The organism is Hylemonella sp. P2_B10, assembly GCF_056404875.1.
The window spans coordinates 214,961-235,853 of sequence record NZ_JBFUDE010000002.1 but is presented as its reverse complement, the minus strand read 5'-3'; the positions used below and the strand labels follow the sequence as shown (position 1 = coordinate 235,853).

19 protein-coding genes are annotated in these 20,893 nt (G+C 65.3%); 16 read left to right on the top strand and 3 right to left on the bottom strand.

Annotation, left to right across the window (positions count from 1 at the left end):
* Positions 1 to 14: 14 nt before the first annotated feature.
* The gene (locus AC1DX2_RS08910; protein ID WP_477195980.1) at positions 15 to 1,262 is read right to left on the bottom strand and encodes an ABC transporter substrate-binding protein; all 1,248 of its coding nucleotides are present in this window, start codon (positions 1,260 to 1,262) and stop codon (positions 15 to 17) included.
* Positions 1,263 to 1,417: 155 nt separating this feature from the next.
* Here AC1DX2_RS08910 and AC1DX2_RS08905 point away from each other — a divergent pair, with 155 nt between their 5' ends.
* The 8 genes from AC1DX2_RS08905 (at position 1,418) to AC1DX2_RS08870 (ending at position 9,844) form a co-directional block, all read left to right on the top strand.
* Positions 1,418 to 1,942, top strand: a complete 525-nt coding sequence (locus AC1DX2_RS08905; RefSeq protein ID WP_477195979.1) for a nuclear transport factor 2 family protein — start codon at positions 1,418 to 1,420, stop codon at positions 1,940 to 1,942.
* Between the two features lie 112 nt (positions 1,943 to 2,054).
* On the top strand, positions 2,055 to 3,200 hold the full coding sequence (locus AC1DX2_RS08900) for a beta/gamma crystallin-related protein (protein WP_477195978.1): 1,146 nt from the start codon (positions 2,055 to 2,057) through the stop codon (positions 3,198 to 3,200).
* A gap of 197 nt (positions 3,201 to 3,397) precedes the next feature.
* Complete coding sequence (locus AC1DX2_RS08895) at positions 3,398 to 4,117, top strand: FadR/GntR family transcriptional regulator (RefSeq protein ID WP_477195977.1); 720 nt, start codon at positions 3,398 to 3,400, stop codon at positions 4,115 to 4,117.
* A 38-nt stretch (positions 4,118 to 4,155) separates the two neighbouring features.
* A complete protein-coding gene (locus AC1DX2_RS08890; RefSeq protein ID WP_477195976.1) occupies positions 4,156 to 5,142 on the top strand; it encodes a sialic acid TRAP transporter substrate-binding protein SiaP in 987 nt (328 codons plus the stop codon).
* Between the two features lie 88 nt (positions 5,143 to 5,230).
* Complete coding sequence (locus AC1DX2_RS08885; protein WP_477195975.1) at positions 5,231 to 5,800, top strand: TRAP transporter small permease; 570 nt, start codon at positions 5,231 to 5,233, stop codon at positions 5,798 to 5,800.
* 28 nt (positions 5,801 to 5,828) lie between these two features.
* Entirely contained in the window at positions 5,829 to 7,223 is a 1,395-nt protein-coding gene (locus AC1DX2_RS08880; RefSeq protein ID WP_477195974.1) for a TRAP transporter large permease, read from the top strand.
* A gap of 23 nt (positions 7,224 to 7,246) precedes the next feature.
* Positions 7,247 to 8,773, top strand: coding sequence for a UxaA family hydrolase (locus AC1DX2_RS08875; protein ID WP_477195973.1), 1,527 nt, complete (start codon positions 7,247 to 7,249; stop codon positions 8,771 to 8,773).
* 9 nt (positions 8,774 to 8,782) lie between these two features.
* Entirely contained in the window at positions 8,783 to 9,844 is a 1,062-nt protein-coding gene (locus AC1DX2_RS08870) for a malate/lactate/ureidoglycolate dehydrogenase (protein WP_477195972.1), read from the top strand.
* 18 nt (positions 9,845 to 9,862) lie between these two features.
* Here the strand turns inward: AC1DX2_RS08870 and AC1DX2_RS08865 are convergent, their stop codons facing one another.
* Positions 9,863 to 11,494 (bottom strand): alkaline phosphatase D family protein, encoded by a 1,632-nt coding sequence (locus tag AC1DX2_RS08865; RefSeq protein ID WP_477195971.1) that lies wholly within the window; start codon positions 11,492 to 11,494, stop codon positions 9,863 to 9,865.
* A gap of 172 nt (positions 11,495 to 11,666) precedes the next feature.
* Here AC1DX2_RS08865 and AC1DX2_RS08860 point away from each other — a divergent pair, with 172 nt between their 5' ends.
* The gene (locus AC1DX2_RS08860; protein ID WP_477195970.1) at positions 11,667 to 12,104 is read left to right on the top strand and encodes a universal stress protein; all 438 of its coding nucleotides are present in this window, start codon (positions 11,667 to 11,669) and stop codon (positions 12,102 to 12,104) included.
* Positions 12,105 to 12,164: 60 nt separating this feature from the next.
* Positions 12,165 to 12,887, top strand: coding sequence for a sulfite exporter TauE/SafE family protein (locus AC1DX2_RS08855; RefSeq protein WP_477195969.1), 723 nt, complete (start codon positions 12,165 to 12,167; stop codon positions 12,885 to 12,887).
* Positions 12,888 to 13,092: 205 nt separating this feature from the next.
* Here AC1DX2_RS08855 and AC1DX2_RS08850 read toward each other — a convergent pair whose 3' ends face one another.
* Positions 13,093 to 14,619 carry a DUF3369 domain-containing protein gene (locus tag AC1DX2_RS08850; RefSeq protein WP_477195968.1) on the bottom strand — a complete coding sequence of 509 codons (1,527 nt, stop codon included), beginning with the start codon at positions 14,617 to 14,619 and terminating at the stop codon, positions 13,093 to 13,095.
* A gap of 121 nt (positions 14,620 to 14,740) precedes the next feature.
* Between AC1DX2_RS08850 and AC1DX2_RS08845 the strand changes: the two genes are divergently transcribed.
* The 6 genes from AC1DX2_RS08845 to glnL all read left to right on the top strand — a co-directional run bounded on the left by AC1DX2_RS08845 (position 14,741) and on the right by glnL (position 20,856).
* Positions 14,741 to 15,484 (top strand): 16S rRNA pseudouridine(516) synthase, encoded by a 744-nt coding sequence (locus AC1DX2_RS08845; RefSeq protein ID WP_477195967.1) that lies wholly within the window; start codon positions 14,741 to 14,743, stop codon positions 15,482 to 15,484.
* 326 nt (positions 15,485 to 15,810) lie between these two features.
* Positions 15,811 to 16,707: an EI24 domain-containing protein gene (locus tag AC1DX2_RS08840; RefSeq protein ID WP_477195966.1), complete on the top strand. Its 897-nt coding sequence runs from the start codon at positions 15,811 to 15,813 to the stop codon at positions 16,705 to 16,707.
* A complete protein-coding gene (locus tag AC1DX2_RS08835) occupies positions 16,691 to 17,518 on the top strand; it encodes a competence/damage-inducible protein A (RefSeq protein WP_477195965.1) in 828 nt (275 codons plus the stop codon). Before AC1DX2_RS08840 ends, AC1DX2_RS08835 begins: the two co-directional genes overlap by 17 nt.
* 199 nt (positions 17,519 to 17,717) lie before the next feature.
* Positions 17,718 to 19,133 (top strand): type I glutamate--ammonia ligase, encoded by a 1,416-nt coding sequence (gene glnA, locus AC1DX2_RS08830; RefSeq protein ID WP_477195964.1) that lies wholly within the window; start codon positions 17,718 to 17,720, stop codon positions 19,131 to 19,133.
* A gap of 131 nt (positions 19,134 to 19,264) precedes the next feature.
* The gene (locus AC1DX2_RS08825) at positions 19,265 to 19,756 is read left to right on the top strand and encodes a hypothetical protein (RefSeq protein WP_477195963.1); all 492 of its coding nucleotides are present in this window, start codon (positions 19,265 to 19,267) and stop codon (positions 19,754 to 19,756) included.
* A gap of 5 nt (positions 19,757 to 19,761) precedes the next feature.
* Positions 19,762 to 20,856, top strand: a complete 1,095-nt coding sequence (gene glnL / locus AC1DX2_RS08820) for a nitrogen regulation protein NR(II) (RefSeq protein ID WP_477195962.1) — start codon at positions 19,762 to 19,764, stop codon at positions 20,854 to 20,856.
* Positions 20,857 to 20,893 lie beyond the last annotated feature (37 nt).

Sequence of the window (20,893 nt, the reverse complement as noted above, 5' to 3'; positions counted from 1 at the left end):
TTGTTCCTATGCCGTCAGGCCTTGTGGCCCAGCTCGGCGCAGCTGCGCAGCATCTTCTCGTCGAAGGTCTCGGTGGCCAGCACCTTGAAGATGTCCTGCTCGTTGGCCGCTTCCGCCTTGTCGCGCGACTCCACGATCAGCACCGACTGCACGGCCTGGTGGTCGCAGGCGCGGAAGTACACCGGTCCCTTGTACAGGTCGCCCTTGATGGCGGCCAGCGCGTCCACCACCTTCTCGGTGTCGGTGGTGCCGGCGGCCTTGGCGGCTGCCAGCACATTGCGCACGCCGGCGTAGCCCAGGCCGGCGTAGTCGGTCGGGTACAGGCCCTTGTGCAGCGCCTTGAAGGCGTCGTTGAAGCGCTTGGCCGAGGCCAGCTTGGCCTCCAGCCCCCAGTAGAAACCGGTGCCGCCGATGACGCCGGCATAAGCTGCATGACCGTCCACAGCGCGGCCGTTGTGCATCAGCAGCGGGGCGATGATCTTCAGCTGTTTTTTCAGGCCGAAGTCATTGGCCTGCTTGAAGGCGATTTGCTGGTCGCGGCCGAAGTTGCAGGCGATCAGCACGTCGGGTTTCAGCGCCAGGATGCGCGGGAAGTAGCTGGAAAAGTCGGTCTGCCCCAGCGGATGGCGGATGTCCGCCAGCTCCTCCATGCCCAGCGGCTTGCCGGCGGTCTGGAAGCCGCGCACCATCTCGTGGCCGTAGGCGTAGTCGGCGGTCAGGAACACCACCTTCTTGCCCATCTTGGGGATGGCGTAGCGCGCCACGGCACCGGCCGTCATGTGCGGGTTCAGGCACTCGTGGAAGGTGTAGCGGCTGAAGTCCTTGGCCTCGTTGATGGTGTCGGACTGGCTGATGGAGTTGTAGATCACCTGGCGCTGCTTGGTCACATTGTTGACCGACAGCTGCACGGCGGCCGACACCGAGCCGACGATGAAGTGGGCCTTGTCCTTGTCGATCAGCTCGATGGTGCGGGTGGCGGCTTCGCCGGGGTTGAGCTTGTCGTCGCGCACCAGCAGCTCGGCCTTGCGGCCGTTCAGGCCACCGGCGTCGTTGAATTCCTTGATCGCCAACTCGGCGCCGCGCACCACCGCCTGGGCCTCGGCGGCGAAGGCGCCGGTCAGCGGCACCGGGAAGCCGACGCGGATGGTGTCGCCCTGCGCCAGCGCGGCGCGCATGAAGGGCAGGCCGGCCACCGCGACGGAGCCAGCGGCCAGCGATTGGAGCACCCGGCGGCGCGACGGGGCTTGATTGGTGGGTTCCATGGTTGTCTCCTCGTGTGTTTGTGTTTGACGCAGATCAATCTTAGCGCGATGTTTACCAATTGGTAAATAAAAATAATCGCGATTTCATCAGGGTTCTCCCTAGTGTTTGTGGTGGGAGCACAATGCCGGCAGTTTGTATTGGAGGGACCGATCGCATGCGCCTTTTCACCCCGACAGCCCGCCCCCTGGCCTGGTTGGCGGCTGTGCTCGCCGCCTGCTGCAGCACCACCGTGATGGCCCAGCAGCCTGGCGGCGGCGTGGCCGAGGCCGAGCGCGCCGCCGTCATGGCGCCGGTGAGGGCGCTGTTCGAGTTCATCACCAACAAGGACCTGGCCACCGGCCAGGCCGCGCTGCTGGCGGACGCGCGCATTGTGGTGGTGCGCAGCCAGGGCGGCAAACAGGTGTTGCGCAGCACGCCCACGGCCGACTTCCTGAAGGCCATCACCGAGGCCAAAGGCAACCTGGTGGAACGCTACTGGGCGCCCGAGGTGCGGGTGCACGGCAGCGTGGCGGCGGTCACCACTGCTTACGACTTCTGGCGTGACGGCCAGTTCAGCCACTGCGGCACCAACCTGCTGGAGTTGGTGCGCACCGATGAGGGCTGGCGCATCAGCGCCATCACCTACAGCGCGGCCACCCAGCAGTGCGAGCCCAGTCCGCTGGGGCCGCTGAAGCCCTGAGCGGTCGAGCGCGGGGCCGACACCGTAGCGTTTGGTTACGGGTTGGCGGCAGCGGGCGTCATCGGCCTGGCGTCGCTTGGCGTTATGCTGAGCACAAGGAGTACAAACCACCATGCGCATCGCATCCATCAAAACCCTGCTGGCGCTCGCTACGCTGGCTGCTGCCGGCACCGCCAGCGCCCAGATCACCTTTTTCGAGCACGAAAACTTCCAGGGCCGCTCGTTCACCACGCAAAGCCGGGTGGAAGATTTTCGCCGCTTCGGCTTCAACGACCGCGCCTCGTCGGCCATCGTGCAGGGCGACCGCTGGGAAGCCTGCGACGACGCCTTCTTCGGCGGCCGCTGCGTCATCCTGCGCCCGGGCCGTTACGCCGCCCTGGGCGGCATGGGGTTGAACGACCGCCTGTCTTCGGTGCGCGAGGTGCACCGCGAAGCCCGCTTTGACGACCGCCGCTACGCCCCACTGCCACCTGTTGCGCCGGTGGTGGTGCAGCCCGGGCCGGTGGCGCCACCGCCCGGTGTGCCGCAGATCGTGCTGTACGAGCATGAAAACTTCCAGGGCCGTTCCCTGGTGGTGGACCACCGCATGGGCGACCTCAGCCGGGTGGGCTTCAACGACATGGCCTCCAGCGCCGTGGTGGTGGGTGGCCCGTGGGAGGTGTGCACCGATGGCCAGTTCCAGGGCCGCTGCAACCTGCTGCGCCCGGGCCGTTATCCGGCGCTGGACAACATGGGGCTGAATGACGCCATCTCTTCGGTGCGCGAGGTGGAGGGCGGCCGGGCTGAGCAGGGCCCGGTCGGTCCGGCGCCACGCTGGCCGGTGTATGACAGCCGCCGTCGCGACGGTGAGCAAGTGTTCGAGGCCCGCGTGGTGGCCGTGCGCGCCGTGGTGGGCACGCCGCAGCAGCGCTGCTGGGTGGAGCAGCAGCAGGTCACGCAGAACCAGCCCAATGCCGGCGGCGCGCTGGCCGGCGCGGTCATAGGCGGCATCCTGGGCCACCAGGTGGGTGATGGCAGCGGGCGCGACTTCGCCACCGTGGCCGGTGCCGTGGCAGGCGCTGCCGTGGGCGCCAATGCAGGTGCCCAGCAGCAGGTGGTGACGCAAAACGTGCAGCGCTGCGCGGCGGTGCCGCGCTCGGCCCGGCCCGAATACTGGGACGTGACCTACGAGTTCCGTGGCCAGTTGCACCGCATGCAGGTCGACTACCCGATAGGCAACGTGGTGCTGGTCAACCGCAACGGCGAGCCCCGCTCTTGAGCGCGCCGGTGACACAGTAGATCAATTGCTGCACAGCAACAAAGGGCATCCTCGGGTGCCCTTTGTTTTTGCGCCTACGGGTTTTGCCGGATGCTGCATGGCGCGCCCCATGCCACCATGGATTGGTCTGACCACTTGACCAGTCAAGCCGGTCGGTGCCAGCCACCGAACCCTCCCGTTCTGGAAGCCCGCCACGCATGCCCTTGCAGACCGTTGAACCGCAGCGCCTGTACCGCCAGATCGCCGAGCAATTGCGCGAGGCCATGGAGGCGGGCGAGTTCGCCGTCGGCGCACGCCTGCCGGCCGAGCGCGACCTGGCCAAGCAGCTGGGGGTGAGCCGCCCTTCGGTGCGTGAGGCGCTGATCGCATTGGAGGTGGAAGGCTGGGTGGAGGTGCGCACCGGCTCCGGCATCTATGTGCTGGCTCGGCCGGCCAAGGGCAGCTCGGCCGCCGCCAAGGTGCCGCTGACCGAGTGGGGGCCGCTGGAGCTGATACGCGCGCGCCGCGTCATCGAGGGCGAAATCGCCGCGTTGGCGGCGCAACTGGCCAAGCGCAAGCACATCACCGCGATTACTGCCGCCGTGCAGGCCATGAAGGACGATGCTGACCGGGGCGTACAGCCGCTGGAGGGCGACCGCGCCTTCCATACCGCCATCGCCGAGGCCGCTGACAACGTGGTGCTGCTGGAGACCGTGCAGACTTTTTGGGACGCCCGGCGCGGCCCGTTATTCGAGCGGCTGGGCAACTATTTCGAGACCGTGCCCTCCTGGCGCATGGCGATTGCCGAACACGAAGCCATCCTGGCCGCGATACGCGCCAAGGACGGCGCGGCCGCCCGCACCGCCATGCAGCAGCACCTGGACAAATCCCATGCCCGATTCAGCGCGAGCTGGCGCCGCGCGAACGCCTCATCTTGACCTCGCCAGCACTTCCAAAAACCCAAAGGAGACACAGCATGAACAAGCGTTTCGCTCTCAAATTAATAGCAGGTTGCGCCATGGTGGCTAGCTGCCTGGCGCCGCTGGCCAGCGCCCAGGCGCAGACCAAGCTGAAGTGGGCCCACGTGTACGAAACCTCCGAGCCCTTCCACAAGTACGCGCTGTGGGCCGGCGACGAAATCAAGAAGCGCACCAATGGGCGCTACGAGGTGCAGGTGTTCCCCGCCTCCACGCTGGGCAAGGAGAGCGACATCAACCAGGGCCTGACATTGGGCACGGTGGACATCATCCTCACCGGCGCCAGCTTTGCCGGCAACAGCTACAAGCCGCTGGCCATCACCTATTTCCCGTTCATCTTTCGGGACGCCGAGCACCAGCTGAAGTACGCCAAGAGCGACCTGTTCAAGGAATTGTCCAAGGGTTATGACGACAAGACCGGCAACCACATCACCGCGCTGACGTATTACGGGGCGCGTCACGTCACATCCAACCGGCCGATCGCCAAGCCCGAGGACATGAAGGGCCTGAAGATACGCGTGCCCGATGCTGCCGCCTACCTGGCCTTCCCGCGGTCGCTGGGCGCCAACCCCACGCCCATCGCCTTCGCCGAGGTTTACCTGGCGCTGCAAAACGGCACCGTGGACGCACAGGAAAACCCGCTGCCCACCATTGAAGCGAAGAAGTTCTACGAGGTGCAGAAGAACATCTCGCTGACCGGCCACATTGTGGATTCGCTGCTCACCGTGGTGTCTGGTTCCACCTGGGCCAAGCTGAGCGACGCCGACAAGAAGATCTTCAGCGACGTGCTGCACGAGGCGGCAGAGAAGACCGGGCGCGAAATCATCGCCTCTGAAATCCGCCTGGCTGACGAGTTCAAAAAGAAGGGCATCAACGTCATCACGGTGGACAAGAACGCCTTCCGCGAAGCGGTGTTGAAGGCCACCAAGCCCACCGACCAGGGCTACCGCCAGGAAGACTACGACCGGCTGATCGCCATCAAGTAAGCAACAAGGGGGACAGACCGCCGCCCCCACGGGGGACAGACCGTCGCGAAGCGGAGCTCTGTCCCCCCAAGCAAACCAAGGAGGAACCATGGAAAGTCTTGACGACATGCCCAGAGTGATGGGCGACGACGGCGAGTTCCACGCCCAGGACGAAGAGGTGGACTTGTCAGGTACGCCGCTGGAGGGCTGGGTCGCACTGGGTTTCTTCTGGGTGCTGGGGGTGACGGTGTTCTACCAGTTCTTCACCCGCTATGTGCTGAACGACTCGGCCGCGTGGACGGAAGAGATCGCCCGCTACCTGTTGATTGCCACCGTGTTCATCGGCGCGGTCATTGGTGTGGTGAAGAACAACCACATCCAGGTGGACTTCTTCTACAAATTCATGCCCAAGCCCATGGCACGCGTGATGTCCAGCACGGTGGACTGGGTGCGCGCGGCCTTTTTCGCCTGTGCCGTGGTGCTGACCGCCATGATGATGTTCAAACTGGGAGCCACCTCGCGCATGACCATGGTGGACCTGCCGATGAATTGGGTCTACGGCGCATGCCTGGTGGGCTTTGCCGCTATGACGGTGCGCGCAGTGCAGGTGGCGCTGGTGCATCGCCGGCGCGGGTTTTCCGTGCTCGAGCGACCCGGCACCGAGATGAGCGATCGCTGAAGACAAAGCACAAAAAGAGAAAGCGCACATGCTGAAGATCATCTTCCTGTTCCTGATGGCCGGTGGCATCCCGGTGGCCGTTGCCATGGCGGGTTCCTCGCTGTTGTACATCTGGTGGAGCGGCAACCTGCCCAGTTTCGTGGTCATCCACCGCATGATCAGCGGCATAGACAGCTTTCCGCTGCTGGCCGTGCCTTTCTTCATATTGGCCGGCAACCTGATGAACAACGCCGGCATCACCAACCGCATCTACAACTTCGCGCTGGCGCTGGTGGGCTGGCTCAAGGGTGGGCTGGGCCACGTGAACGTGCTGGGCTCGGTGATCTTTGCCGGCATGAGTGGCACCGCCATTGCCGACGCCGCCGGCCTGGGCACGATCGAGATCAAGGCCATGAAGGACCATGGCTACGAGACCGAGTTTGCCGTCGGCGTGACGGCGGCCTCGGCCACGCTGGGCCCCATCATTCCGCCCAGCCTGCCGTTCGTCATCTACGGCATGATGGCCAACGTCAGCGTGGGCGCGCTGTTCCTGGCCGGCATCCTGCCCGGTGTGCTGATGGCCATTCTGATGATGCTGACGGTGGCTTACTACGCACACAAGAACGGCTGGGGCGCGGACGTCAAGTTCCAATGGGGCCGCTTGATGAAGGCGCTGATGGAACTGGCCGTGGTGATAGGTTGGCCGCTGGCACTGTATGGGCTGATCACGGGCATGGGCTTTCCGGCCCAGATCACCGTGGCGGTCGGATTGGTGGTGCTGTTCGCGGCCGACAAGATCTTCAGCTTTCAGGCCGTGCTGCCCATCATGACGCCGGTGCTGCTGATCGGCGGCATGACCACGGGCATCTTCACGCCCACCGAGGGGGCGATTGCCGCCTGCATCTGGGCCATGGTGCTGGGCCTGGCCTGGTACCGCACGCTGACGTGGAAGATGTTCGTCAAGGTCTGCCTGGACACGGTGGAGACCACCAGCACGGTGTTGTTCATCGTCGCCGCGGCCAGCATCTTTGGCTGGATGCTGACGGCCACTGGCGTCACCGCGGCCATTGGCGAGTGGGTGCTGGGCTTCACCAAGGAGCCGTGGATGTTCCTGCTGCTGGCCAACCTGCTGATGTTGTTTGTCGGCTGCTTCCTGGAGCCCACCGCGGCCATCACCATCCTGGTGCCCATTCTGGCGCCGATCTGCCAGAAACTGGGCATTGACCTGGTGCACTTCGGCCTGGTGATGGTGCTGAACCTGATGATCGGCCTGCTGCACCCGCCCATGGGCATGGTGCTGTTCGTGCTGGCGCGGGTGGCCAAGCTGTCGGTGGAGCGCACCACCATGGCCATCCTGCCGTGGCTGGTGCCGCTGCTGGTCAGCCTGGCCATCCTCACCTACGTGCCGGCCATCTCGCTGTGGCTGCCCAAGCATTTCTATTGACCCCCGAACATTGAGCCTGTGCCATGACACCCTTCATACGCCTGCACCCGAATGACGATGTGCTGATTGCCCGCGCCCAGCTGGTGGGTGGCACGGTGGCGGAGGGCGTCTCTGTGCGCGGGCTGATCCCGCCTGGCCACAAGCTGGCGGTGCGCGACATCGCGCCAGGCAGCCCGGTGCGGCGCTACAACCAGATCATCGGCTTTGCCAGCAAGCCCATCGCCGCTGGCGAGCACGTGCATACGCACAATCTGGATATGGGGCCGGACAAGGGTGGCTTCGCCCGCGACTACGCCTTTGGCGCCGACCTGAAGCCCGAGCCAGCATTGCGTGAGGCGACGTTCCAGGGCATCGTGCGAGCCGACGGCCGCGTGGCCACGCGCAACTACATCGGCATCCTGTCCAGCGTCAACTGCTCGGCCACCGCCGCGCGCGCCATTGCGGACCACTTCTCGCGCCACACCAACCCCGGCGCGCTGGCCGTCTTCCCGAATGTGGATGGCGTGGTGGCGCTGACGCACGGCACCGGCTGCGGCATGGACACCGATGGCACCGGCATGCAGATCCTGCAGCGCACACTGGCCGGCTACGCCACGCACCCCAACTTTGCCGCCGTGCTGGTGGTGGGCCTGGGTTGCGAGAGCAACCAGATCAACGCCTGGCTGGCCAACAGCAGCCTGCGCGAAGGCGAAGACCTGCAGGTGTTCAGCATCCAGGACACCGGCGGCACGCGCAAGACGGTGGAAAAGGGCATCGCGTTGGTCAAGGAGATGCTGCCGCGCGCCAACCAGGCCACCCGCACGCCCTGCAGCGTGGCGCACATCACCATCGGCCTGCAATGCGGCGGCTCGGACGGTTACTCCGGCATCAGCGCCAACCCGGCGCTGGGCGCGGCGGTGGACCTGCTGGTGGCGCATGGCGGTACCGCCATCCTGTCTGAAACGCCGGAGATCTATGGCGCCGAGCACCTGCTGACGCGCCGGGCCGTGCGTCCCGAGGTGGGCGAGAAGCTGATACGCCGCATCAAATGGTGGGAGAACTACACCAACATCAACGAAGGCGAGATGAACAACAACCCCTCGCCCGGCAACAAGGCAGGGGGCTTGACCACCATCCTGGAAAAATCACTGGGCGCGGTGGCCAAGGGCGGCACCAGCAACCTGCAGGCGGTGTACGAATATGCGCAGACGGTGGACAAGCATGGCTTTGTCTACATGGACACGCCGGGCTACGACCCGGTCAGCGCCACCGGCCAGGTGGCCGGCGGCGCCAACATCATCTGCTTCACCACCGGGCGCGGCTCGGCCTATGGCTGCGCGCCATCCCCCTCGCTGAAGCTGGCCACCAACACCGCGTTGTGGGTCAAGCAGGAGGAGGACATGGACATCAACTGCGGCGAGATCATCGACGGCACCAGCAGCGTGGCCGAGATGGGGCAACGCATCTTCGAGCAGGTGCTGGCCACCGCCTCGGGCGCGCGCAGCAAGAGCGAGCAGCACGGCTATGGGCAAAACGAGTTCGTGCCCTGGCAAGTGGGCGCGGTGATGTAAGGCACCGCCATGGCGCACACCATTTCCGCCGAAGCGCTGACCGCCTGGGCCGAGGCCATTGTGGCCGGCACCGGCAGCACGCCTGAGGAAGCCCGCTGCGTGGCCGCGAACCTGGTGATGGCCAACCTCAGTGGCCACGATTCGCACGGCGTGGGCATGCTGCCGCGTTATGTAGACGCCTACCTGGAAGGCGGCCTGAAGCCCAACACCGGCGCGCGCGTGGTGCTGGACACCGGCACGCTGCTGACACTGGATGGCCAGCGCGGCTACGGCCAGGTGGTGGGCGAGCAGGCCATGCGCCTCGCTGTGGCGCGCGCCAAGGAGCATGGCAGTTGCATCATGACGCTGGCCAATGCGCACCACCTGGGCCGCATCGGCCATTTCGGCGAGATGGCGGCGGCGCAAGGCCTGGTGACGCTGATGTTTGTCAACGTGCTGTCGCGCCCGGTGGTGGCACCGTTTGGCGGTGCCGATGGGCGCTTTGGCACCAACCCGTGCTGCATTTCCATTCCATTGAAGGACAGGGCACCCTTCATCCTGGACTTTGCCACCAGCCGCGTGGCCCAGGGCAAGATGCGGGTGGCCTACAACGAAGGGCACGACGTACCGCCGGGTCTGCTGATTTGCGAGCGCGGCCAACCGACCACCAACCCCGGCGTGGTGGTGGTGCCGCAAAGCAATGGCCTGTTCGGCGCGCTGCTGGCCTTTGGCGAGCACAAGGGCTACGGCCTGGCCGTGGCCTGCGAGCTGCTGGGTGGCGCGCTGACCGGCAGCGGCACCTGGCACAGGCCCACCGATGCCAAGCGCACAGTGGTCAACGGCATGCTGGCGGTGCTGATCAACCCGGCTTTGCTGGGCACGCAGGCGGTGTTTGAGGCCGAGGCCCTGGCCTTTGTGGACTGGCTGCGCCAGGGGCCGGTGGCAGCCGGCCATGAGGCGGTGCTGCTGGCCGGCGAACCGGAGCGGGTGCAGCGCGAGTTGCGCGGCCGGGACGGCATCGTCATTGACGACGGCACCTGGGCCGAGCTGCAGCAGGCTGCCGCCAAAGTGGGTGCGCAGGCGGCGGTGTAGTGGGCAGTGGCGTAGCCGTCAGGCCGCCTGCGCCCCCGGCTTGCCGGCCTGCACCACGAAGCTGGCCAGCGTGGACACCTTGCTGTCGCGCAGCTTTTCGCTGTCGATCAGGCGCAGCGTGCTGGTGGCCTTGTCGCGGCCCAGCTCCATCGTGATGTAGCCCCGCTTGCGGCCGTCGGCCAGCAGCATGTGCGGATTGCTGGGGCGACGGGCGTCCAGCTCCGGCTGGTTGTCTGACTCGGACGTGATGAATGTGCCGCAGAATTCGGTGGCCACAATGCGCGACTTCGGGTTGTCGAAATCGGTGTGCAGGTTGGCCACGTGGTGGGTGTGCACGTCGCCGCCTATCACCAGCGTGTTGTCCCGGGCCTTGGCGGCCAGCATGTCCAGCAGGCGCTTGCGGGCGGCGGGGTAGCCGTCCCAGCCGTCAGTCCAGAAGGTGGTGCCGGCCGGCCCGGGCTTGCCCCAGGGTGCCATCAGCGTCTGCTGCGCCAGCACGTTCCAGGTCGCGGTGGACTTGGCAATGCCGTCTGCCAGCCATTGCTCCTGTGCTGTGCCCAACAAGGAGAGTTTCGGGTCCAGCCGGTCGTTGCAACCGGGCACGAAGGCGCTGCCGCCCATGCCGGGGCGCGGGCAGACCTGGTGGTGGCGGTACTGGCGGTCGTCCAGGATGTGGAAGTCGGCCAGGCCGCCGAAGCTGTAGCGGTCGTAGATGCGCATGTCGGTACCGCGCGGCAGGGCGCTGCGGGGCAGCGGCATGTGCTCGTAATAGGCCTGGTAGGCGGCGGCGCGGCGCAGCAGGAAGCGCGGGTCCAGGTGCTCGGACTGGTCGTCGGCGTAGTCGTTGTCCACCTCGTGGTCGTCCCAGGTCAGCAGCCAGGGTACGGCCTGGTGCATGGCCTTCAGGTCCGGGTCGGTCTTGTACTGGCCGTGGCGCACGCGGTAGTGCGCCAGCGTCTCGGGCTCGGGGCCGGCAAAGCGGCGCACCAGCTGGCTGCCCCACGGGGCTTCGTAGATGTAGTCCCCCAGGAAGACCACCATGTCCAGGTTGTCGGCCAGCATGTGCCGGTAGGCGCTGAAGTAGCCTTGCTCCCACTGCTGGCAGGAGGCGAAGGCGAAGCGCAGCTTGTCGGCCTTGACGTCCGCCGTGCGGGTGCGGCCGGTGGGGCTGACCTCGCCACCCGCCATGAAGCGGTAGAAGTACCAGCGGCCTGGCTCCAGCCCGCTCACCTCGGGGTGCACGCTGTGGCCCAGTTCGGGCACGGCGCGAATGCTGCCCTTCTTGACGATTTTCTTGAACTGATCGTCGTCGGCCAGTTCCCACTGCAGCGTCACGCGCTCGGGCGGCATGCCGCCGTCGCCGGCTTGCGCCAGCGGTTCGGGCGCCAGCTTGGTCCACAGCACCACGCTGTCGGGCCGGGGTGCACCCGAGGCCACGCCCAGTGCGAACGGGTAGGCCGAGAAGCGCGTGGCGGGGGTGGTTTGTGCCTGTGCCTGGCGCAAGGGGGCCGCTGCCAGGATGTTCCCGGCCGCCAGTGCGGCCGCGCCCTTGAGGAAGTGGCGGCGCGCCAGGGGCTGCGGCCAGCCGCGGGTGTGCTGCTCAAGGGCTTGCACGTAGTGAAACAGGGATGCAGGCGTGGTGTGCGTCATGGTGGATGCATGCTGGCAGACGTCGGTGACCGCAGTATGGCACTGGCATGGCCTGCGGCGGGCCGGCCAGACGTAAAGAGCAAAGGCCGTTGGCGTGCTGACGAAACCCCTGTTGCCAGCCGCCACCGTGATGGCTATGCTGAAGTGTATCGATCACCACGTTGGGGGCACCATGTACAAGCGCATCGTGTTGGCCTATGACGGCTCGGAAGCCGGTCAGAAGGCCCTGCTGGATTGCCGCGAAATCGCCCAATGGAGCGAGGCCGTGGTGTCCCTGATCGCGGTGATGCCACCGGCCACCGGCCTGGTGGGGGCCGAGGGCGCGGTCTATGTGACGCCGCTGGTGGAGCTGGACAAATCCGAATACCAGGCGATCCTGGCCGACGGCCTGCAACGGCTGGCGCAGCAGGGTTTCCAGGCCAGCGGCGAGGTGCTGGTGGGCGAGGCTGTGGAAGAGATCACCCAGTACGCGCGCAAGGTGCAGGCCAACCTGATTGTGGTGGGCCACAAACATTTCGACAGCTGGGCGCAGCGCTGGTGGCGCGGCTCCATCTCGGGCAGCCTGATCGCGCACGCGCCGTGCAGCGTGCTGGTGGCCATCGTCTGCTGAGGCCGCATTTTTGCCACTTCGCCGGCGGCGCGCGCGGTCGGTGCCGGTAGCATTGCGCGCATGACTTACCTGCTGGTGCTCGCCGTCGGCCTGCTGGCCGGCACCATCTCTGGCATCGTGGGCTTCGGCTCGTCCATCATGTTGATGCCTGTGCTGGTGCTGGCCTTTGGCCCGCGCGAGGCGGTGCCCATCATGGCGGTGGCCGCCATCATGGCCAATGCGTCGCGCGTGCTGGTGTGGTGGCGCCAGGTGCAGTGGCCGGCAGTGGGTGTCTATGCGTTGACGGCCGTGCCCGCCGCCGCGCTGGGCGCGCGCACGCTGCTGGTGCTGCCCGCGCGCTGGGTGGAAGGGACGCTTGCGGTCTTCTTCCTGGCCATGATCCCGCTGCGCCGCTGGCTGGCGGCGCGCCACTTCCGCTTGGCGTTGTGGCAGTTTGCGCCGGTGGGCGTGGTCATCGGCTTCCTGACCGGCATCGTCGTCTCCACCGGCCCCATCAACACACCGTTCTTCCTGGCCCATGGGTTGGTGAAGGGGGCTTTCCTGGGCACCGAGGCCATGGCTTCCCTGACCATGTACCTGAGCAAGAGCCTGGTGTTTCGCAGCTATGGCGCGCTGCCGTGGTCGGCCATCGCGCAGGGGCTGATCGTGGGCCTGTCGCTGATGGCCGGCTCCTTCATCGCCAAGCGCTTCGTGCAAAGCCTGGACGCCGAGCGCTTTCGCCTGCTGATGGATGGGATGTTGGGCGTGGCCGCACTGACCATGGCCTGGGCTGCGTTCAGTTAGCCCCCACGCTCGTCAAAAAGAAACCCCAGCACGAGGCTGGGGTAAATCACATTCATCAAGCAAGAAAACACTGCTGACAGGTCACCCAACAGTGGGGGTCTGAACCCGAGGCCAGTATAGGACTGGGTATGTTGCGTGTGCAGCAACTTTACCCCTTGTTTACCAGTTGTTACGACTATGACCTGGGAGCCAAACTTCGTTTGTTTTAATTTGCATACAAGGCCTTGATGGCCTCCAGCTCGGTGAACAGGATGTCCACCAGTTGCGGGTCGAACTGCCGACCAGCGGCGCTGCGCAGATGCGCCAGCGCATCGTCCAGCGCCCAGGGCATCTTGTAGCTGCTTTGCCGCAACAGCGAATCCAGCACGTCGGCCACCGCCACGATGCGCCCGGCGACGTGGATCTGCCCTTCGGCCAAACCCAGCGGGTAGCCACTGCCGTCCCAGCGTTCATGGTGCTGCTGGGCGATCAGCGCGGCCAGCTGATGCATAGGCAACTCGGACTTGGCCAGGCGGTCATGCCCCAACTGGGCGTGCGCCTTCATCTGGTCCCACTCGGCCTCGTTGAGTGCGCCGGCCTTTTGCAGGATGTGGTCTGGCACGCCGGCCTTGCCGATATCGTGCAATGCCGCCGCCTGCTGCACGATGCTGACATCGCGCTCGGACATGCCCAGCTTGCCCGCCAGCAGCGCCACCAGCGCGCTGACCCGTGCGACGTGGGCGCCTCCCTGGGGTATGCGCTTTTCCACCGCCTCGCCCAGCACGTTGACGCTGGCCTGCTGGGATTGCGCCATCTCCTCGTGCATCAGCAGGTTGTCATAGGTCATGGCCACGTTGCTGCAGAACATTTCCAGCAGCGCCCGCGCAGCCTCGCTGATGGGCTCGGGAAAGGTCATGTAGATCATGCTCTCGCTACCGGCCTGCGTCAGGTAGTAGCCCGCGTAGTAGCTTTCGCCGTAGTGGCTGGCCTTTTCGCGCATGGTGCGCTCCAGCACGGCGCGCACGTCCTCAGGCAGCGCCTGCACGCCACCTTCCAGCAGCCTGGCAAAGGCCGGTGTGGCGGCCAGCACGCGCACCTTGCGGTCCAGTGTCGAAGCGGGGTGGGACGCCAGGTAGCTGGTGCACAGGCCTTCACCATTGACGTTGAGCAGGTAGTTCAACTGGTCCAGCACCGCCGAAGCGAAGGCGGCCAGGCTGCGCGACTCGTACACCTTGGATACCGCCTCCAGCGAGCGCTCCAGGCCCTTGCGCGCGTTCTCGATGCGCATCAGGTCGCGGTAGGCACGCAAGCCGGCGTAAAACACCGTGATCATCTTGCGCCGGGTGAGGTCGGTCTTTTCCTTGTAGTCGTTGATGTCGTAATCGCGAATCACCTGCTCCTCGGGCGCCTGGCCCGGCTGGCCGGTGCGCAGCACGATGCGCACATTGGTGTTCTTCAGGTCTTCGCGGATGTGGCGCGCCAGGTCCAGGCCTGCGTGCTCGGTCTCCATCACCACGTCCAGCAGGATCAGCGCGATGTCGTCGCGCGTGGCCAGCACATCGCGCGCCTCGCGGCCGCTGTAGCAGTGCAGGAATTCCAGCGGCCGGCCGTCCATCTCGAAACCGGTCATCACCAGCTTGGTGACTTCGTGCACCGCCGGCTCGTCGTCCACGATCAGCACATGCCAAGGCGGCTGGCGCACGCGCGCCGGCGCGGTGGGGACCTCGTCTTCAAATACCAGTTCGTCGGACATGGTTCGGGCAGCGAGCCGTTTCGGGGGGAGAGCGCAGTCTAAGCGAATACGCGGCAGGCAGCAAACGTGAAAAAGACCGGGAGCAGGCCGCTTTGCCCCGCTGCTTTGCGATACTTGCGCCATGCAGTTGCAAGACATCCTTTTTTCGCAGGGCTTTGGCACACGGCGCGTGTGCGCGGGCCTGGTGCAGCAGGGGCTGGTGCAGGTCCATGACGCCGGCCCGGGTTCGCCTGCGCAGCCGTGCACGGAGTCAGCGCGCGAGTTCGAGCCCGAGGGCTTGTGGTTCCAGGTGCAGGGGCAGGACTGGCCCTACCAGGCCAAGGCCTACCTGATGCTGCACAAGCCGGCGGGCACCGAGTGCTCGCAAAAGCCGTCCACCTATCCCAGCATCTACACCTTGCTGCCGGCGCCGCTGCGCCAGCGCCCGCAAAAGGGCCCGGTGCAGGGCGTGCAGGCGGTGGGTCGGCTGGACCAGGACACCACCGGCCTGTTGTTGCTGACCGATGACGGCCAGTTCATCCACCGCATGAGCTCGCCGCGCCACCATGTGCCCAAGGTCTACGAGGTGACGGTGAAGCACGCGCTGGACGACAGCCAGGTGCAGCGCCTGCTGGCCGGCGTGGTGCTGGACGACGACCCCAAGCCGGTGCGCGCCGCCGCCTGCGAAGCCGTCAACCCGCTGCATCTGCGGTTGACGCTGACAGAAGGCAAGTACCACCAGGTCAAACGCATGGTCGCGGCCGTGGGCAACCGCGTCGAGGGCTTGCACCGTTCGCAGATCGGGGGCTTGTGGCTGCCGGATGATCTGGCGCCAGGGCAGTGGCGGTGGCTGGATGATGCCGCGTTGGAAAGCATTCGCTCGTAGCTTGGTTGGGTGATCAGGCCGACGCGGCACTCGGCTCCGCGGCTGTCCCCCGGCCCTACGGGCTTCCTCCTTGATGCCACTCCGCCGAATGCCGCATCGACTTGATCCTGCGAACGTGGTTTGAGTGCGATTTTCCCGCATTTAAGCACTGCGCATGCCAATTGACCCGATGTCGCTGGGGCGCGTGGCGGAGGGAAATCAAGGAGGAGGGCCGTAGGCCCGGGGGACATTCCCGTAGCCACGCGCCCCAGCGGCGTCGGCAGCCAGCAAGGGGCTTGGCTGTATCCGGATGCGGCATGTACACACGCCGAGGTTATGCTTGGGCCATGAGCCTGTTCCTGGATTCGTTCTGGCGTGCGGTGATGTATTGCCTGCATCCGCGGGTCATCCTGTTGTCGCTGGTGCCGCTGGCGCTGATGGTTGTGCTGGCGCTGGGCTTGGGCTATTTCTTCTGGGTGCCGGCCGTGGACACCGTGCGCACGGCGCTGGAGTCGTCCAGCATCATCAGCAGTGCCGAAGGCTGGCTGCAAGGCATGGGCGTGGGCGGGTTTCGCACCGTGCTGGCGCCGCTGCTGGTTGTCTTTGCCGTCACGCCGCTGATCGTGGTGGTCTCCATGCTGCTGGTGGCGCTGTTGATGACGCCGGCGCTGGTGGCACTGGTGGCGCGGCGGCGCTTCAATGCGCTGGAGCGCAAGCAGGGCGGTTCGCTGCTGATGAGCGTGCTGTGGTCGCTGGGCTCCACCGTGCTGGCGTTGATCGCGCTGCTGGTCTCCACGCCGCTGTGGCTGTTGCCGCCGCTGATCCTGGTGCTGCCGCCGCTGATCTGGGGGTGGCTGACCTACCGCGTGATGACCTTTGACGCGCTGGCCGCGCATGCCAGCGGCGACGAGCGGCGCGAGTTGTTTCGCCAGCACCGTGGTTGGTTGTTGGGCATAGGCGTGCTCAGCGGTTACCTGGGTGCCATGCCCAGCTTGGCCTGGGTGTCGGGCACCATGGTGGTGGCCGCCTTCGTCTACTTCGTGCCGCTGGTGATCTGGATCTACATGCTGGTGTTTGCCTTTTCGTCGCTGTGGTTCACCCACTACTGCCTGGCCGCGCTGCAGGCGCTGCGCCAAGCCAAGGCTGCGGCCATGGTGCAGCCAGCCCCGCCCAGCCCGTCCAATCCGCCGGCGCTGCCGCTGGCGACCGACCTTCCCGCCGTGCCACATGAGCCAACCCACTGAATTCGGCATCGTCATCATTGGCGACGAGATCCTGTCCGGCAAACGCGCCGACAAACACCTGCCCAAGGCCATCGAACTGCTTGCCGCGCGTGGCCTGCAGCTGGCCTACGCCGATTACGTGGGCGATTCGCCCGCGCGCATCACCGCAGCGCTGAAAAGGGCCTTTGACGACCCGGCACAGGTGGTGTTCTCCTGCGGTGGCATAGGGGCCACGCCAGACGACCACACCCGCCAATGCGCCGCCGCCGCGCTGAACCTGCCGCTGGCGTTGCACCCCGATGCCGCCGCGCTGATCTACGAGCGCATGCAAGATGTCGCGCGCGAACAGGGCCTGGCCTACGAGCCGGACCGGGCGGACAACCAGCACCGTTTGAACATGGGTGTGTTCCCTCAAGGTGCCAGCATCATCCCCAACCCATTCAACAAGATCGCCGGCTTCACTTGCACCGCAGTGGGCGGTGGCACGGTGCATTTCGTGCCCGGTTTCCCGGTCATGGCCTGGCCGATGATGGAATGGGTGCTGGACAGCCATTACGCAGCGCTGTTCCGCCAGGGCGCCTGGGTGGAGAAGTCCGTCATCGTGTTTGGTGCCATGGAGGCAACGCTGACGCCGCTGATGGAGCAACTGGAGGCCCGCTTTGCCGGCGTCAAGGTGTTCAGCCTGCCCAGTGTGGACCACCCGCAATATGGGCGCCACATTGAACTGGGCGTCAAAGGCGCGCCTGCCGATACCGAGGCTGCCTACCAGGCTTTGTTGGCTGGCCTGGCTCAGCACGGGGTCAAACTCGGCCCCGAATTGGTGCGCCCGTGATTTATCCCCGCCATGGTGCGCCCCTTAGTTTTGCACCATAATGGTGCATTTGAATCTGATGCCACCCTCCAAAACCCTGCCAACTCAAGGCAGAATGCGGGGTTGCCGTGGGGGTGCTCCGTATCCTGAACACTGGCACAGAAACTGCAATCCCTAGCTCGAAACGCTTATTTAACAACCATCCCAACAGGAGTATTTGATGGCCAAGACCGTCGCAGACGTGATGAAACTGGTGAAGGAAAACGAAGTCAAGTTTGTTGACTTTCGCTTCAGCGACACGCGTGGCAAGGAACAGCACGTCACCGTGCCGGTGTCCCATTTTGACGAAGACAAGTTCACGTCGGGCCACGCGTTTGACGGTTCCTCCATCGCCGGCTGGAAGGGCATCGAAGCCTCTGACATGCTGTTGATGCCCGATTCCAACACCGCCAACATCGACCCATTCTTTGAAGAAACCACGCTGATCCTGACCTGCGACGTGCTGGAACCCGGCGACGGCAAGGCCTACGACCGTGACCCGCGTTCCATCGCCAAGCGCGCCGAAGCCTACCTGAAGGCCTCGGGCATGGGCGACACCGCCTACTTCGGCCCGGAACCCGAATTCTTCATCTTTGACGACATCCGCTGGGGCGCCGATATGTCGGGCTCTTTCGTCAAGATCGACGAGTACGAAGCACCGTGGAACACCGGCAAGAAAATTGAAGGCGGCAACCGCGGCCACCGTCCCACCGTCAAGGGCGGCTACTTCCCCGTGCCCCCGGTCGACAGCATGCAGGACATGCGCGCCGAAATGTCGCTGATCCTGGAATCGCTGGGCATCCCGGTGGAAGTGTTCCACCACGAAGTGGGCGGCGCCGGCCAAAACGAGATTGGCACCAAGTTCAGCACGCTGGTGGAGCGCGCCGACTGGACGCAAACCCTGAAGTACGTGGTCTGGAATGTGGCCAACGCCTATGGCAAGACCGCCACCTTCATGCCCAAGCCGCTGGTCGGCGACAACGGCTCCGGCATGCACGTGCACCAGTCGATCTGGAAAGACGGCAAGAACCTGTTTGCCGGCGACGGCTATGCGGGTTTGAGCGACTTCGCGCTGTTCTACATCGGCGGCATCATCAAGCATGCGCGCGCGCTGAACGCCATCACCAACCCCGGAACCAACAGCTACAAGCGCCTGGTGCCCGGCTTTGAAGCCCCGGTGAAGCTGGCCTACTCGGCTCGCAACCGCTCGGCTTCCATCCGCATCCCCTATGTGGCCAACCCCAAGGGCCGTCGCATTGAGGCGCGCTTCCCCGATCCGCTGGCCAACCCCTACCTGGCCTTCTCGGCCCTGATGATGGCCGGCCTGGACGGTGTGGAAAACAAGATCCACCCGGGCGAAGCCGCCTCCAAGGACCTGTACCACCTGCCGCCGGAAGAAGACGCCAAGGTGCCGACCGTGTGCCACAGCCTGGACCAGGCGCTGGATTATCTGGACAAGGGTCGCGGTTTCCTGACCAAGGGTGGCGTGTTCACCGACACCATGATCGATGCCTACATCGAGCTGAAGATGGGCGAAGTCACGCGCATGCGCATGGCCACCCACCCGATCGAGTTCGACATGTACTACTCGCTCTGATCACACGTCATTGCGTGTGTCAATGAAAAGGGACGGCCATGCCGTCCCTTTTTCCTTGCTGATTTGACATTGGCCTGAATTCACGCATACTTGAAGGTCAACTTCCGCGCCTGAATCTGCGTTTGATGTGTATGAACAGAGCCTTGTTTGCCGTGCTCGCCACCGCGGGGGCGGTCGTGTATGGAACGGGACCGGCCCAGGCGGCCGGTGACCGCATCTACCGCTGCGGCAATGAATACACCAACACCATTGCCGAAGGCAACCCCAAAGGGTGCAAGTTGGTGGAGGGAGGCAACGTCACCGTGGTGCAGGCGGTGCGCCCGACGCCGGTGAAGCTGGCCTCCAACAACAACGGCGCGCGGGTGGACTCGTCCGACCAGCGTGCGCGCGATGCCGATGCCCGCGCCATCCTGGAAGCCGAGCTGAGGAAAGCGCAAGCCCGTCAGCAGGAGTTGGCGGTCGAGTACAACAACGGCGACCCCGAAAAGCGTGGCGACGAGCATCGCAACCACCAGAAATACCTGGACCGAGTGGCCGAGCTGAAGGCGGCCATCGCCCGCAACGACAGTGACATGGCCGGCATACAGCGCGAACTGGGGCGCACCGGCTCAGCAGCGAAATAGCCGGCTTGGACTCTCTTTCCTCTTCTTCCGCTTCTTCCGCTTCTTCTCCGGCCGCGCGCTTTCAGTCGTTTGACCTGCTGGCCACGCTGGTGGCCGTGGTCAACGGCCAGGGCATCGCGCTGTTCGCCAATTCCGCGCTGGAAGATGCCTTGGGCGAGTCGCGCCGCAGCATCGAAGGCTCGGACTTCACGCTGGCCTTTTCCGATCCGCAGGCCTTTCAGAACGCCCTGGCGGGCGCCGGTGACAACCAGTTCGCCGCCATGCGCTACGACGCCTGGCTCAGGCGCCTGGCGCATGACCCCATGCTGGTGCATGTGATCGTCACGCAGACCGAGACACCGGACGAGATTGTCGTCGAGCTGCTGCCGCTGGAACAGCAGGCACGCCAGGACCGCGAGGAACGCCTGGCCGACCAGGCGCAGGCCAACAAGGAGCTGATACGCAACCTGGCGCACGAGATCAAGAACCCGCTGGGTGGCATACGCGGTGCCGCCCAATTGCTGGAGATGGAGATCGAGTCGCGCGAGCTGATCGAGTACACCCAGGTCATCATCCATGAGGCCGACCGCTTGCAGACGCTGGTGGACCGGCTGCTGGCGCCACACCGGCGCCCGCATGTGGTGGGCGATGTCAACATCCACGAGGTCTGCGAGCGCGTGCGCGCGCTGATCTCGGCCGAGTTTCCCAAGGGGCTGACGGTGGTGCGCGATTACGACACCTCCATCCCCGAGTTTCGCGGCGACCGCGAGCAGTTGATACAGACCGTGCTCAACGTCGCGCACAACGCCTGCCAGGCGCTGACCGACAAGATGGCCAGCGGCGACGCCGAGCTGACATTCCGCACCCGGGTGGCGCGCCAGACCACGTTTGGCAAGCAGCGCTACCGCTTGGCACTGGAATTGCATGTGATCGACAACGGGCCTGGTGTGCCGGACGCCATCAAGGACCGCATTTTCTATCCGCTGGTGTCGGGCAGGGAGGGCGGTTCGGGGTTGGGGCTGACACTTGCGCAAACCTTCGTGCAACAGCACCATGGTTTGATCGAGTGTGACAGCGTGCCAGGCCATACGGATTTCACCATATTGATACCGCTGCCTTGAACAGCCGCCATAAGCGGCGAAGGGCAGCATGAACAGA